The sequence below is a fragment of the Prochlorococcus sp. G4PB17 genome (assembly GCF_059772445.1).
The window spans coordinates 561,624-574,066 of sequence record NZ_CM186288.1 but is presented as its reverse complement, the minus strand read 5'-3'; the positions used below and the strand labels follow the sequence as shown (position 1 = coordinate 574,066).

The following is a 12,443-nucleotide window of genomic DNA, read 5'->3' as shown; positions in this document are numbered from 1 at the left end:
GTTTAGTTGTTACACTTCAAGGCTGTTCCATACTTACTTTTGGATTGTCCAGTGGATCATCTGTTAGAGCTGCTACACAATTTTTTTTTGGAGTTTTAAATTGCTCATGCATGTGACAATTTTCCAAGCAATTTAAATATCTATCTTGGGCTGATTTCATTTTATAAATAAATTTCAGCTAAATTAATCCTTAATACTTAGTATTATTTGTTTAATTTGTATTTTTTTAAATTAATTAATATCATTGTAAAATTTGATTAATATTATCTGACTTAAAAGTACAATTATCGGGTAGATATTAAAATTTATGATTTAAATACTTTGTAATACAGGAATCAATTTGCCTCCATCAAAATCATCATCATCATCATCATTTAAAAACCTCATTCCAAAATCCCATCCTAAAAATCCTAATAATGCAAAAAATAGGATTTTCAAAAGTAGTCCTTGGAAAATATATGAACCTAGTCCAATGATAATTCCAAAAATGATTATTAATATTTTCAAGAGCTTTATTAAAAATGAAAATATAACAAAAATACTTTATGCTTTATATCAGAAATTCTATATATGTATTAATTTATTTGACATTTGGATCTTTAAAAATCACACAGAACACTTCGTCATGTTAATTCGTTTTAACTTTTTGAGATAATTTTAGATGTTAATGGTGTGTCTATAAAAGCATAGCTAAAAGCTAATACAAAGAAAGCTAATAAAGCACTTAAAAATAAGTAGAAAATAAAAATACCAGTAATTGAACTAACATGTAAAAAATCGGCCGCCTTTAGAAGTTCATTTTCAGTAAAGCCCATAGAAAGTTTAAATAATTACTTTTAATGATGTTCTAGTAATAAAATCTAAGTGTAATAAATAAATCTTTTGCAAGCATAGGAAAATATATTTAAATCATTCATTTATTACAATTATATTAGAAATATTAAAAAGCTACGCGCCTTAAACGTAGCTTTAGTTGACTTTGGTGTGCGTCCTACTAAAGACCAAAGCATCATTATTCAAGCAGAAAAAATACTTAAGATCTAGGTATAATCTTATTTTTTTAGATAAAATTTAATGGCTTATTTAGTAAAAATACGTGTACAATAAGAATACATTAGATACAGTTTTTAGTTAATAATATTTACTATATGGAGGTTCGTATAAGTTTGCATATTAGTGAACGAGATAACCATCCATTTGATACATAGAATTGTTTAAAAAATTATTTCTTGGAAACTAATTTTTAGGCATAAATAAAAAAGAGGTTAATTTCTTATGGAATCGCAACTAAGGAAAAGTATTCTATTCGATGTACTTGATGGAATCCCTCCTACAGGAAATGAAAGTAAAGCGGTGATGAATTATAGAAAAGAAATTGAACAAAGTCATTTAACCTTGGAGGAAGAAGCGATGAGACTAGGCATAAGTAGAGATGTAATTGAGTTCACTGAGGATTTCAGATAGATGTCTAGACAATCTCCTACAGAAGTTGAACTTCTTGAAATATGTGACTACTTAGAAAAAGTCTTAAGAGATGGATCTAGAAGCTCTATAACCTCAGTACTTGAATTGCTCAGTAGAGATGATTGCCCATATACACCAATGCTTAAGGCAAAAGGAATTATCCAGTAGGACAAAGTAAATCAAACTCAACAATCTCTATATCTAGCTATAACTGTCATATCTATTAACCCTAGTTTTGTATCTAATGCCTAGATAAATAACATCACAGGTTACAATATTGTGATACAAAGCCCTGCTATCAAGAATGTAATGGGTGTCATTCATTTAAAAAATGCTAGAAAAGTCAATAAAGACACACCATACACTTACGACAACTCAACAGCTAGCAGAGAATAGAAAGTACTTGGTGTGTCGTCAAAACAACCACGTCTAAAAGATTTATGGCTTTTATTGCTAAAAAAATTAAAAAAAGAATTTCAAAATTAATTAGCAGATTTGATGTCCCTAAGATTCCACCTCATATGATTAATCAATTAGGAGTAGAGAAAGAAGCAACGTCTACCCATTAGAGTTTAAAACTATTCATCTTTAAGTAAAAAATAATCATTCTGGTCTTCTTGACTTTGCTAGGTTTGAAAAATGGAATTTTATTTTAATTTTGCTTCAACGTCCCCATCAATTGCAATGATTGGAGCTCTCTTTTCATTCGCAGGTGTTGGCTTGTTGATTTTAATTCTTAGTGAAAGAATGTTCCATGGACTTAGCAAACTAATTTACTTTTTTGGCAATCAGATACTTCTATCTCGAAGATTGTTTTCTACAAAATATATAGAAGAAAATAAAGCTTCAAATAATCAACTTTACATAAAGCAAACAGACATCACCCACAAAGAACTCTCTCTAACAGAACAAAAAGAGAGGCTAGAAAAAATCCTAAAAATGAAAGTTTGAGAGCCTTTATAGCTTTTGGTCTATTTATTTTTCCACTAAATCGGATATATGCTTATCTGAATTGGGTAATCAAGGTTAGAGGTGTAAATAAAAAAAGGGAGCTAATTGCCCCCTAGCTATCATTTTCAGCAATGGATTCTCAATTAAAAATCCATCGCTGCGACTTCTTCACGAGCTTGTTTTTGCCTTTCTTCAAAAGCAGAACGCCTATAAGAAATAAGCATTCCATTTTGCGTCGCAGCAAGTTGAGCGGCGTGAAGCCTTTCTGCTCTTTTGATTCGCTCTTTAGTGAGTAAAAGGCTGTTCATAACCCTTATCTGTTAATGGAAATCCCGTTCCCTATTTCCATGTCATGCGTCCAGTTATAACCAGACGAACGTATTGCATACCATAACAAATGAAAACAAGAAGGTAAAGTCAGCACGAAGATTTTCTAGCTGTTTTAGATCCTGTCGACATGGTTGAATAGTTCAACATGCGAGGAAGAGTTCCTTAAGAAATTCTCTTACTTGTAAACCCAATTGGCTTCAATAATTTTTGAGAATGGATTGCAATCCTGTGCTTGCCAAATTGCCTCTTGTTTATTGTTTGCAATGATGGTTTCTTCGTGTGCCTTTCCTTTTGAATTAACCATTGTGACTGCAAATCTCATAGCAGATAATGGATAGACATTTCATATCTATTTAGTACGAAGAACTTATTATTAGCAAGTTCGCTTTATACAAAGTCAAAGAAAAAAAAGCCATGAAGAAGGGGGCGAGATTTTGGTCGCTCCCTTTGAGACAGGTACTTATTTTTTCTACCTAACGTGCCCTGTCTCCTAATCTATTTTTTAATCCTGTTGGAAAAGTATAGAATTAGAAAAAACATCTGTTTTATAATGATTAAAACTATACAAGGAATATTGTTATGAGTAGAAAAAGAGACAAAATTTGGACTGCCATCATTGCAACCAAGCAATGGTTCAGCAAACTATTTACCAGCGAAGCAGATGCTTTAGTTGATGAATTTGGTAATAATCCACCACCAGATATAGGAACTCAACCTTATACAGGTGAGGATAATAAAAAAGGAGACTAACTATTTGGTTCTTTTCAGCAGGTATTGCTGTATTAAAACCGTAGAGTATAGGTTTATTTAACAGCAGCTCCTTTTTGCTTTTGATTAACTAACGATGCGAATCCGATACAAGCAAACGCAAGCAAGCCTAAGACTAAAAATGATTTAGCTAGAACAATTTCTGAAATCTCAAGAGTCATTTGTTTTTAACTATGATTTATAGATATATTGTGAGTTAATTCATTTAATGAAAAGTACGAATTAGACATATAAGAGTAAGTAAAGAAAATACCAAGAATATTATTCTCAACGCCTAATGTATCCGAATTAATTATTGGAGCGACAAAAAAAGCACAACTGCATTTGTTTTGAGTATTAGCCACCAGTGACACTCTGTATTAAAAATGTTTATATGAGTCCGCAATCTTCATAAGGTTATCTGATTTTTAGAGGTGTTCTAAATCAATGAAAAACTTTCTGCAAAAACTTTCTGACTACTTAAAAGAGGTAAGTCAGAAAATCGCTGAGCTTTTAAAGGGAATTAGCGACAAAATTTCTGAATTCTTTAAAGGAAATCAACCAGTTGAAGAAGCTAAGTCTGTTGAAGAGACTCAGTCTGTCGAAGAAGTTCAACCTGTTGAAAAGAAAGAAGATAACTCTCAATAAATTCTATTAATTCCGATTTATGAGTGATCCTTTAATCTTTTAAACAAGCAGGCATTTGTCATAATCATTCCTATGTAATCATCAGGGAAAGATTTCATCCATGTAGGAATTGTGATTTCTGAAGGCAATGGGTTTTCCAAGTAGAAAATCACTTCTTTTGATTCTTTAAGCACTAGGTGTGGTGGTAGCTTCTTTTGTGTCATGTCTCGATCAATATTAGAAAAAGACTCTCAACAGCTTGAACAACAACATAGCTTCTCTTACTTTATACAGCTTTAGTAGTTTTTTCCTTTGGTGTATAGATCTGCAATTCCGTCTTGTGTGAATCTTGTTTAGATGCCTTTAAATTCGTCCAATTAATATTGATTCCATACTGTCCAGCTATACCCTCTAGATTATTCAAAGAAAGATCAGCGAAATAACTGCTAATACATTGAAAGGCGTAAAAGCTCTCTAGCTTTCCTTTCCCTTTCTAGATTTCTCTAGCAATCTTGAGTGCAATTTGTTCTTTTGTTATTTGTTAGTGATTAGAACTACTTAGCTGCCTAATGGATTCCTTGATTCGTAAAGAACGGCATCCAACTTGTCTTTTTATAATTACCTTATAAATATGATTTATTTAATTTCATGGCTGTAGCTACTCCTGTTTCTAAAAAGACCTCTCCTCAAAGATCTATCGAAACTTTGAACATAGGAGAAAAATCCCTATATGCAGCAAAGCAATCTCGTTTCACTACGTCAAAACTCATTCAGAATTTAGGATCAGGCAATAACGGAGTTCAATTTTATTTTTCAAGTAATCTAAGAACTGCTCATGGGAGAGATTAAGCAAAAGAGATAAGAGTTTTATATTTAATTGGATTCATTAGATCCTCTTAATTCAGTAGCAGGAGGCGTAACAATCTTCGATAACGTAAGACTAATCATGTTAATGATTGGGACTTTCTTCTTCGGTGCGTTGACCGCTGCGATTAACGAGGGATCAAAGAACAAATGCAGCGACTAGAAGACATCGCTAACAATGCCAACGATTCTGAGTAATGGGAAAGTTGATAAGAGTTCTGGAATTGTCCGAGCGGATACAAAAAAATGCAGAAGACATCATTGCTATCTGTGTTTTATTAGATATTCCAGCTAACTCAAGGATTAGCTGTTTGAGCGACGAGAACGCTCAGAAGATCATTAGTTATTACAGAGAGACTACTTAGCAGCTACTGCTTTAATTGCTCTTTTTGCACGTCTAGCCTTTCTTGGCTTTGCTGCTATTCGGCTGGTGGTTTAATCCAGTAATTACTGAATCAAGAAATAAAAATCTATGTGCTCTTTTCTTTGCTAATGAAATTGATGATTTGAGTGCTGCTATAAAACTTGGTTTTTACAGAACTAGGAATAATGACTGGCAAACTAGTCGCAGTAAAGTATCTATGTATTGCCATTTCTTTAAGCCAAACAATAAAGATTTTGGATTCCTTAAAGACATTTATAAATACAAAGTCATCAAGGATCCGATAACAGGCAGTCGGGTTTTGAACAAATTAATGAATAAAACTCATCACTTTCAAAGCATCTTCAAGGCGAAGGCTGCAATATCTTCTTCTTTCAGAGTTGACAGCCAATTGCTATCGGAACAATAGGAATGATTTAAATCAGTCTTTTTTCTAAGAGAGCTAGCAAGATGTTTAGTCCCACACGTTGACTCCATTTGATACATCGAAATTGGGAGCAGTATGTAATCCTTTAATTTCAGTTTTCTCAATTTGATGGCTTACTACCACGTCCACGGTTTAATTCCTGACACATTTGCTCAATCAGAGGGTTATCAATTATTCGAGCAATACATTGCTAATGGAGCACCCAAAGATAACTTCGATGGCTTTGAACTAATCAGTTTGCTGCAACGATTAGATCCGCTTTGCTAAGCATTGAGAAAATTCTTCTCCCCACATAATCGAGGAAAGAAGCTCAATATGAACTGAAGACATTAAAAAATGCCCTAGAGTTTTAATTGGAAAGTAAGAAAACTAAGCTTGCGTCTACTTATTTAGAGATTTTAAATATCTCTTTCTTTGACCACTTCCTTCTACTTCAAAATGCCATGTAGGCCTTTTTCTGTCGGATGTTTTCAAATAGTCTTTAGACTTGGACGAGCTTGTCTTCTTCTTAATAAAAGTAGTCATAGGACAATTGAACCATATTTCCTGATAATTTGCTATTCGGATAACATCATAGGCCTGTATTACCTAATACTCGAAGTAACTAAATCAGAGAAAAGCCCCTCCCCCGTTACTCGAGGGAAGAGGCTAATCGAAAAATCAATACTCTAAATAACTAACGTCCTCAAGTTACTTTTTAAGCAGAGACTTTCTCTTTCTTAGCTGGAGCTAGAGCTTTGATCTCTTCCTGCAACTCAACCTCACGATCTGCCAATACTTTGACTCGTGCTTGATAGTTCTCCTCAAGTCTCTTACGAGAGGCTTCAATATTGTCGAGCTCTTCTTGATGTTGCTTACGCTTAAGTTCTTCTAACTGACTATCTGAGACCACATAAACTGTTCTCATTGGAGAGAAGAATGAATCAGCGAATACTGCGTCAAATAAAGAGGAATACATTACATTTATTTTCAAAGGACATATCTACTTTGACTCGACTACTTGGAATTTAAAATGTTGCATACCGAAGAATTTGATACGGCCTCTACGACCAAAATCGGTTGATACTACATCCTGGTTGGGTATACCGATAAATTACAGATAAGTCTTACACAAAACTCTTTACTATTAATTAGTGCAAAATGGAGTTAGCAATTGAATTAGATTTGGTTATTAGGGAATAATTCTTTATTTGACTCAGGAGGGTAACCTTGTGGATTCATTGGCTGCAGATCCCGTGGAAAACCATACTTAAAAAATTCTCTTATGTTTAATTGATTCAAAGATTCTCGTTCAGGAATAACAAATGTATCTCGAATCAAGTTCACCTCAATTTTTTTTCTTTTACCTTTTTCGTTAGTTCTACCAATGACTAATTTAATTGGCTTATCTTTAGGACCTTTGATTAATTTAATTGCCTCCTTTAAACCCATTCCTTTCGTAGACTTTCCATCTATCTTTAGGATCACATCACCTGATTCCATATCTGTATCACTGGCAGGAGAGCTATTAATAACTGATTGAATTGTTAATTCTGCAGTATCACTATTCAGAAAAAGCGTTATACCAATACCAGTAATTTCTCTTTTGATATTTGGAGTTTTACCCCGGTTAGTCATTACGCAACCTGAGTAATCTCTAGCTTCTAGGCAACGTTTGTGAATCTCTTCTGAGACTTCAGCCTTTACAGTGAGCGGCAATACAAAAGCAGAAATAAAAGGAAGTAGTAAGTGTTTCATTCTTGGATGTTCCCTACACTAAATTTAAACTGTATGCGCTATCAATTTCTAATAATTGTCTAGACATCTATCTGAAATCCTCAGTGAACTCAATTACATCCCTACTTATTTCTAGTCTCATCGCTTCTTCCTCCAAGGTTAAATTACTTTGTTCAATTTCTTTTCTATAATTCATCATCGCTTTACTTTCATTTCCTATAGGAGGGATTCCATCAAGTACATCGAATAGAATACTTTTCCTTAGTTGCGATTCCATAAGAAAGTAACCTCTTTTTTATTTATGCCTAAAAATTAGTTTCCGATCTTCTAAAAAACATAGAGAAGTGTTAATAATCCATGATAACTATTCGTATAATTTGATGCTTTTCCACAGCTCATGTTTTTTGGTGCTCATTCTTCCTTCAAAAATAAAAAGGAATCACAAACTCAAAGTAATCTAAATTATAAACTTTAAAAGTATAATTATAGAAAGCTAATTACGAGGTTTTTCTGTTTATTTTTTAAAGAGGCAAAGAAAATTATTCATTTCTCTTTTTTTCTTAGTATTTAGTTGTAGAAATGGATTTAAAGAATGAATATTCGAATAAATAGCCTTGACCAGTACTAATAAGTTCTTTAAATAAATTTTTTGAAAAAAAGCTTATAAACCAGATTTTGCCTATTCTCAAGACATATAAGACGCAAAAAATAACTTATATAGATCATAAGATAATCTAATCAATCAAATTTTCCCTTTCTTTTCAAGAAAATACAAATAGTTTTCAACACTTTTTCCACAGCATAAAAACAAAATCCCTTTCAGAGCTTAATTCAGTGGAAAATCATAGACAAAGTGTTCATTTTCTTAATTTAAAGTCAAATTTGTTTTTAAACTTTTTTTTTAGCTTGACATTCTTTGATAGCAGTCTGTCTAGAGTTGATATAAGTTGAGACTTTGTATTTTTATACCGCTTGACTTCAGCTTGAAAACGTTAATACTGGTGCTTCAACAGAAAAGGATTAAATGCAAAGTTTGTCACTAGAGACTATTCAAAAGAAAAAAATAGATCAGGGATCGAATTCATCTCTATCAAATGAAAATGATGTATTAGTAAGTTTTGTTCAGGAAATTCCTGTTTATCTTAAAGAGGCCATGTCTGATTTTATAGATAAGCATCCAAATTGGGATCAATATAGATTGGTTCAGTCTGCTATATCTGGTTACCTTTTAGAAAAAGGAATTTATTCTAGAGAACTTAATCGACTTTATTTTAAAAGTATGTTTTGCAAAAAAATATTTGTTCAAAGTCTATGAATATAGAAACAGAAATTCCAGAGATACTTTTCAAGGAGATGAAAGATTTTATTGAATCAAAATCTGATTTTGATCAGCACAATTTCTTAACTTCAGCCTTGAATAATTTCTTATACAAAAACGGATGCGAGGATAGAAGAGTTGCAGAAAATTATTTAAATGATATTTTTGATCAGTCTCCATCTGAATCAATTTAAGCAATTTTATTTGTTTGGGTACGTTCAAATTTAATAAGAATAAAAAATGACGTTTGTTATCTCTGACTACACAAAATTGTATTTTTTGAGTGGTTAATTGGTGCTCAAGACAAGACCTAAATAAACCAAGCGAATACTGTAAGTTATTAACTCTTAATTAATGAAAAAACCTCTCGGTATTTTTGGAGCAGTCGCTATCTCCGCCTCGCTAATAACAGGATGTGGAGGCGGTACTGATCAAGCCGACGTAAGTAATGCAATGGTTGATGCGGTTGTATTACCAAGCTATGCAAAACTTGCAAGTGCTAGTAAAGAACTTAATCAGGCTCTTCAGAACCTTGTAAACAAGCCAACTCAAAGCACTTTTGATAAAGCTAAAAGCTCTTGGAGGTCAGCGCGTAAGACTTGGGAAGTAACAGAAACATGGGCATATGGACCTGCTGAAACATTGGATTTTGACCCTAATCTTGATGACTGGCCCGTCAGCACAAATGAGCTGACAGCGACTCTTGATTCGAAATCTGACTTCACTGCTAGAACCCTACAAAATCTTGATACAACTAGTCGTGGTTTCCATGGAATTGAATATGTCTTGTTTGGTAGAAATAATAACTTAGTAGAGGATTTAAGTTCTAATGAACTTGCTTATTTACAGAGTGCTGGAGAAGATCTTGAAAACAATGCGGATGGTCTCCTTGAGGCTTGGTCTGGTTCAGAAGGTTTTGGTTCAACAGTAGTTAAAGCTGATCCTAGTAGTGCAATAGCAGACATCCTAGCAGGAATGGAAGGATGTCTAGCTGAAGTAGCTGATGGAAAACTTGGTGGTGCCTTTGATGCCAATGATGCTGGTGAACTAGAAAGTACTTTCAGTGGAAACACTGGAACTGACATAGTTTTCAATATCAAAGGGGTTAAAACAGCTTGGGAGAAATCAAAATTAAAAGAGTATGCTTTAAATAAAAACAATGAATTGAGCAGTACTCTCTCAAATCAAATTGACGAATCACTCAAGTTAGCGAATAAATTACCTGCAACATTGAATGATCAGCTCAATAATAAGAGCACTAAGGAAACAGTTGATAAGCTGAGAACTGTTCTTACCTCTGCAGCAGAAACAGCTGTATCTCTAGCCTCGGAGCTTTAAATATATAAAAAACAATTAATTACATTTATGGAAAAATCTTCATTGTCAATATGTACTTATGAGGATTAGATCCTTTATTTTTATAATACTGATTCTAATTTCATTGTTAGGGTCAGTATTTTTTAGTCCCTTCCAAGCAAAAAGATTAGTAGAGAATATGCAGCTCGCTGGTGGCTCTACTACCATTTTTAGTCGTTCTTTTGCTGCTTTTGAATTACCTGCAGAAGGATTAACTGATCAAGAATTAAAACGTCATATGGATACGGATCCTCTTTTTGATAGAAGTCACATACCACTAAATGATCATAAGAATGCTGGACTTGGTCCCCTACATAATGCAAAGTCTTGCTCAGCCTGTCATGTGCTTAATGGGAGAGGAAGAGCAGTCCTTGGTGAATCACTGTTTCGAATTTCTCTAAATAAGGATAAGGGTGATAAACCAGTGCCTGGTATGGGTTTTCAACTTCAAGATAGGGCAACATTTGGCTACGATCCTGAAGCTTCTGTCGTAAGAGAATGGATTGAAAAGGAAAAACTTAGAAAGTTACAAACCACGATCACAACATCTGATGGAAAAGTTTTACCATCAGAAGATGTGGCACGATCATTAAGGATTCCTCCTCCATTGATTGGTTTGGGTCTCTTAGAAGCTATACCTGAAAAAGATATTTTAATGAATGAAGATATCAATGATGAAAACAATGATGGGATATCTGGCAAAGCGGTACGTACTAAAGATGAAAACGGAATAGATCGCTTGGGTCGCTTTGGATGGAAAGCAACTTCTGCAACCCTTCATCAGCAAACAGTAGATGCTTACAACGAAGATATGGGTATCACAACACCTACTGGACCTGATACAAATAAAACTAAAGATGGAATGCCTGCAGATATTAGTTGGGAAGAATTAGACGGAGTGACTTATTACAGCCAAACACTTGCTGCCCCAGCAACAGCCCAGAAGACCGATACTCAATTAGTCAGAGCGGGTTTCAAGGTTTTTAACGAGCTTAAATGTGCTAGCTGTCATATCGCTAAACAACAAACTGGATTTGATTCTAATGCTGTAGCTGGAGTTATTAATAATCAAACAATTTGGCCATATACCGATCTTCTTGTTCATGATATGGGTCCTGAATTAGATGATGGAGTTGCTGAGCATGGATTAAGCGAGACATTTGAATGGAGAACGACTCCTCTATGGGGTTTAGGCCTTACGAAAAGAGTTAATCACTATGTGGGCTTCCTGCATGATGGTCGAGCCAGAACTATTGATGAAGCAATTCTCTGGCATGGAGGAGAAGCAGAAGAGTCTAAGAATCAATACGTATCATTAAATAGTGCTAAAAAATCTCAATTACTTAAATGGTTAAAACAACTATAAAAAGCTTATGTAATAACCTTAAACGAAGGTATTCAATTTATTTGTGAGGTAAGTTACTTATAGATCTAATATTAATTAGTAAATGACTGAAGAATGCCAAGCCAAGTGGGTAGCAACTGAAGAACAAATTGAGACCATAATTATTCCTGCAATGAAAAACATTGCTCAGCAATGCGCTGGTTACGGGGAAAAGCTTCAATGCCCTCCAGCTTTTATTGCTGTAATGCTTAGAGATATTGCAGATGCATTTGATGAAAAGCCATCAGAGGGCGAAGGTAGTTGTGGGTGTTGCTAACTATCAGCTCAAAAAGGAATTTAAATTTTATATGCCAATAGAAATTAATTAGTAAAAGCAGCATGATTATGGAAAGAACATTTTTAGTAGAAATGGTTTTAATGAGATTGATCAAGGCTGATAAACGTTTAGCCGAGCGTATTCAGAAAAAATTAAATTTCAGCAACTATCAAATGCTTTGCCTTAGTTGGGCAATCGGATTAGTAATGGGATTAGCTATTGCAATTCTCTTTCTCTGAATCAGTATGGGAAAAGATAATACGTTTAAGTGGTTCGTAATCACTTACTTAGCAATTCCAATTTTTCTCATAATTACTGTTTACGGATATTTAATTCTTAAGTAATGGATGATTATCAAATAGCCTTATTATTTTCAGTACTCGTTTAAGTTCCAATAGCAGGCTGGAAGATTACTGGCATGGTGAAAAAGCTTCAAAGAATGTCCAACAGACAAAAGGAATAGAACGAGGGACTTACACCCAAACAAAAAGAATTTGTCGAGTTTCTTGAGAAGGCCTCAAATCAAACAAAGGAGAAAAACGATGGCTGATGTGAAATTAAATTCTGGATCCGATGATGTTGGGATGAAATTCAAGATCA

The 12,443-nt window shown here is 33.8% G+C and carries 27 protein-coding genes; 17 read left to right on the top strand and 10 right to left on the bottom strand.

Going from position 1 to position 12,443, the window contains the following annotated elements; translation table 11 throughout:
- Nucleotides 1–16 precede the first annotated feature (16 nt).
- Nucleotides 17–160, bottom strand: coding sequence for a hypothetical protein (locus AC6EJB_RS03805; RefSeq protein WP_498492387.1), 144 nt, complete (start codon nucleotides 158–160; stop codon nucleotides 17–19).
- 152 nt (nucleotides 161–312) lie between these two features.
- Nucleotides 313–507 (bottom strand): hypothetical protein, encoded by a 195-nt coding sequence (locus AC6EJB_RS03800; protein WP_498492386.1) that lies wholly within the window; start codon nucleotides 505–507, stop codon nucleotides 313–315.
- A 768-nt stretch (nucleotides 508–1,275) separates the two neighbouring features.
- Here AC6EJB_RS03800 and AC6EJB_RS03795 point away from each other — a divergent pair.
- From AC6EJB_RS03795 to AC6EJB_RS03780, 4 genes are all read left to right on the top strand, one after another.
- Entirely contained in the window at nucleotides 1,276–1,464 is a 189-nt protein-coding gene (locus AC6EJB_RS03795; protein ID WP_498492385.1) for a hypothetical protein, read from the top strand.
- Complete coding sequence (locus tag AC6EJB_RS03790) at nucleotides 1,465–1,632, top strand: hypothetical protein (RefSeq protein WP_498492384.1); 168 nt, start codon at nucleotides 1,465–1,467, stop codon at nucleotides 1,630–1,632.
- A 272-nt stretch (nucleotides 1,633–1,904) separates the two neighbouring features.
- Nucleotides 1,905–2,033, top strand: a complete 129-nt coding sequence (locus AC6EJB_RS03785) for a hypothetical protein (protein WP_498492383.1) — start codon at nucleotides 1,905–1,907, stop codon at nucleotides 2,031–2,033.
- 70 nt (nucleotides 2,034–2,103) lie between these two features.
- Nucleotides 2,104–2,415 (top strand): hypothetical protein, encoded by a 312-nt coding sequence (locus tag AC6EJB_RS03780; protein WP_498492382.1) that lies wholly within the window; start codon nucleotides 2,104–2,106, stop codon nucleotides 2,413–2,415.
- A gap of 143 nt (nucleotides 2,416–2,558) precedes the next feature.
- Here AC6EJB_RS03780 and AC6EJB_RS03775 read toward each other — a convergent pair whose 3' ends face one another.
- Nucleotides 2,559–2,723, bottom strand: a complete 165-nt coding sequence (locus tag AC6EJB_RS03775) for a hypothetical protein (RefSeq protein ID WP_498492381.1) — start codon at nucleotides 2,721–2,723, stop codon at nucleotides 2,559–2,561.
- A 197-nt stretch (nucleotides 2,724–2,920) separates the two neighbouring features.
- A complete protein-coding gene (locus tag AC6EJB_RS03770) occupies nucleotides 2,921–3,067 on the bottom strand; it encodes a hypothetical protein (RefSeq protein ID WP_498492380.1) in 147 nt (48 codons plus the stop codon).
- Between the two features lie 257 nt (nucleotides 3,068–3,324).
- Here AC6EJB_RS03770 and AC6EJB_RS03765 point away from each other — a divergent pair, with 257 nt between their 5' ends.
- Nucleotides 3,325–3,495 (top strand): hypothetical protein, encoded by a 171-nt coding sequence (locus AC6EJB_RS03765; RefSeq protein WP_498492379.1) that lies wholly within the window; start codon nucleotides 3,325–3,327, stop codon nucleotides 3,493–3,495.
- Between the two features lie 53 nt (nucleotides 3,496–3,548).
- Here the strand turns inward: AC6EJB_RS03765 and AC6EJB_RS03760 are convergent, their stop codons facing one another.
- Nucleotides 3,549–3,674, bottom strand: a complete 126-nt coding sequence (locus tag AC6EJB_RS03760) for a hypothetical protein (RefSeq protein ID WP_498461872.1) — start codon at nucleotides 3,672–3,674, stop codon at nucleotides 3,549–3,551.
- A 265-nt stretch (nucleotides 3,675–3,939) separates the two neighbouring features.
- Here AC6EJB_RS03760 and AC6EJB_RS03755 point away from each other — a divergent pair, with 265 nt between their 5' ends.
- Entirely contained in the window at nucleotides 3,940–4,140 is a 201-nt protein-coding gene (locus AC6EJB_RS03755; RefSeq protein WP_498492378.1) for a hypothetical protein, read from the top strand.
- Nucleotides 4,141–4,157: 17 nt separating this feature from the next.
- Here the strand turns inward: AC6EJB_RS03755 and AC6EJB_RS03750 are convergent, their stop codons facing one another.
- Together AC6EJB_RS03750 and AC6EJB_RS03745 are read right to left on the bottom strand one after the other, a co-directional pair.
- A complete protein-coding gene (locus AC6EJB_RS03750; protein ID WP_498492377.1) occupies nucleotides 4,158–4,343 on the bottom strand; it encodes a hypothetical protein in 186 nt (61 codons plus the stop codon).
- A 62-nt stretch (nucleotides 4,344–4,405) separates the two neighbouring features.
- The gene (locus tag AC6EJB_RS03745; RefSeq protein ID WP_498492376.1) at nucleotides 4,406–4,543 is read right to left on the bottom strand and encodes a hypothetical protein; all 138 of its coding nucleotides are present in this window, start codon (nucleotides 4,541–4,543) and stop codon (nucleotides 4,406–4,408) included.
- A gap of 224 nt (nucleotides 4,544–4,767) precedes the next feature.
- Between AC6EJB_RS03745 and AC6EJB_RS03740 the strand changes: the two genes are divergently transcribed.
- The 5 genes from AC6EJB_RS03740 (at nucleotide 4,768) to AC6EJB_RS03720 (ending at nucleotide 6,059) form a co-directional block, all read left to right on the top strand.
- Nucleotides 4,768–4,968 (top strand): hypothetical protein, encoded by a 201-nt coding sequence (locus AC6EJB_RS03740; protein WP_498492375.1) that lies wholly within the window; start codon nucleotides 4,768–4,770, stop codon nucleotides 4,966–4,968.
- A gap of 28 nt (nucleotides 4,969–4,996) precedes the next feature.
- A complete protein-coding gene (locus tag AC6EJB_RS03735) occupies nucleotides 4,997–5,146 on the top strand; it encodes a hypothetical protein (RefSeq protein ID WP_498492374.1) in 150 nt (49 codons plus the stop codon).
- A 34-nt stretch (nucleotides 5,147–5,180) separates the two neighbouring features.
- Nucleotides 5,181–5,348, top strand: coding sequence for a translation initiation factor IF-2 N-terminal domain-containing protein (locus AC6EJB_RS03730; protein WP_498461876.1), 168 nt, complete (start codon nucleotides 5,181–5,183; stop codon nucleotides 5,346–5,348).
- A gap of 42 nt (nucleotides 5,349–5,390) precedes the next feature.
- On the top strand, nucleotides 5,391–5,774 hold the full coding sequence (locus tag AC6EJB_RS03725) for a hypothetical protein (protein ID WP_498492373.1): 384 nt from the start codon (nucleotides 5,391–5,393) through the stop codon (nucleotides 5,772–5,774).
- Between the two features lie 126 nt (nucleotides 5,775–5,900).
- Nucleotides 5,901–6,059, top strand: a complete 159-nt coding sequence (locus tag AC6EJB_RS03720) for a hypothetical protein (protein WP_498492372.1) — start codon at nucleotides 5,901–5,903, stop codon at nucleotides 6,057–6,059.
- Between the two features lie 430 nt (nucleotides 6,060–6,489).
- On the opposite strand, the gene AC6EJB_RS03715 is transcribed toward AC6EJB_RS03720, so the two are convergent.
- The 3 genes from AC6EJB_RS03715 to AC6EJB_RS03705 all read right to left on the bottom strand — a co-directional run bounded on the left by AC6EJB_RS03715 (nucleotide 6,490) and on the right by AC6EJB_RS03705 (nucleotide 7,785).
- Nucleotides 6,490–6,750 carry a hypothetical protein gene (locus AC6EJB_RS03715; protein ID WP_498492371.1) on the bottom strand — a complete coding sequence of 87 codons (261 nt, stop codon included), beginning with the start codon at nucleotides 6,748–6,750 and terminating at the stop codon, nucleotides 6,490–6,492.
- A 200-nt stretch (nucleotides 6,751–6,950) separates the two neighbouring features.
- Nucleotides 6,951–7,529, bottom strand: a complete 579-nt coding sequence (locus tag AC6EJB_RS03710) for a S41 family peptidase (protein ID WP_498492370.1) — start codon at nucleotides 7,527–7,529, stop codon at nucleotides 6,951–6,953.
- 67 nt (nucleotides 7,530–7,596) lie between these two features.
- Entirely contained in the window at nucleotides 7,597–7,785 is a 189-nt protein-coding gene (locus AC6EJB_RS03705; RefSeq protein WP_498492369.1) for a hypothetical protein, read from the bottom strand.
- Between the two features lie 747 nt (nucleotides 7,786–8,532).
- Between AC6EJB_RS03705 and AC6EJB_RS03700 the strand changes: the two genes are divergently transcribed.
- From AC6EJB_RS03700 to AC6EJB_RS03675, 6 genes are all read left to right on the top strand, one after another.
- Complete coding sequence (locus AC6EJB_RS03700) at nucleotides 8,533–8,823, top strand: DUF2811 domain-containing protein (RefSeq protein WP_498492368.1); 291 nt, start codon at nucleotides 8,533–8,535, stop codon at nucleotides 8,821–8,823.
- Nucleotides 8,820–9,020 (top strand): DUF2811 domain-containing protein, encoded by a 201-nt coding sequence (locus AC6EJB_RS03695; RefSeq protein ID WP_498492367.1) that lies wholly within the window; start codon nucleotides 8,820–8,822, stop codon nucleotides 9,018–9,020. Before AC6EJB_RS03700 ends, AC6EJB_RS03695 begins: the two co-directional genes overlap by 4 nt.
- 160 nt (nucleotides 9,021–9,180) lie before the next feature.
- Nucleotides 9,181–10,164, top strand: coding sequence for an imelysin family protein (locus AC6EJB_RS03690; protein ID WP_498492366.1), 984 nt, complete (start codon nucleotides 9,181–9,183; stop codon nucleotides 10,162–10,164).
- Nucleotides 10,165–10,321: 157 nt separating this feature from the next.
- On the top strand, nucleotides 10,322–11,548 hold the full coding sequence (locus AC6EJB_RS03685) for a di-heme oxidoredictase family protein (RefSeq protein ID WP_498492365.1): 1,227 nt from the start codon (nucleotides 10,322–10,324) through the stop codon (nucleotides 11,546–11,548).
- 82 nt (nucleotides 11,549–11,630) lie between these two features.
- Nucleotides 11,631–11,843 carry a hypothetical protein gene (locus tag AC6EJB_RS03680; protein ID WP_498492364.1) on the top strand — a complete coding sequence of 71 codons (213 nt, stop codon included), beginning with the start codon at nucleotides 11,631–11,633 and terminating at the stop codon, nucleotides 11,841–11,843.
- 68 nt (nucleotides 11,844–11,911) lie between these two features.
- Nucleotides 11,912–12,082 carry a hypothetical protein gene (locus AC6EJB_RS03675; protein ID WP_498492363.1) on the top strand — a complete coding sequence of 57 codons (171 nt, stop codon included), beginning with the start codon at nucleotides 11,912–11,914 and terminating at the stop codon, nucleotides 12,080–12,082.
- The last annotated feature ends 361 nt before the right edge of the window (nucleotides 12,083–12,443 follow it).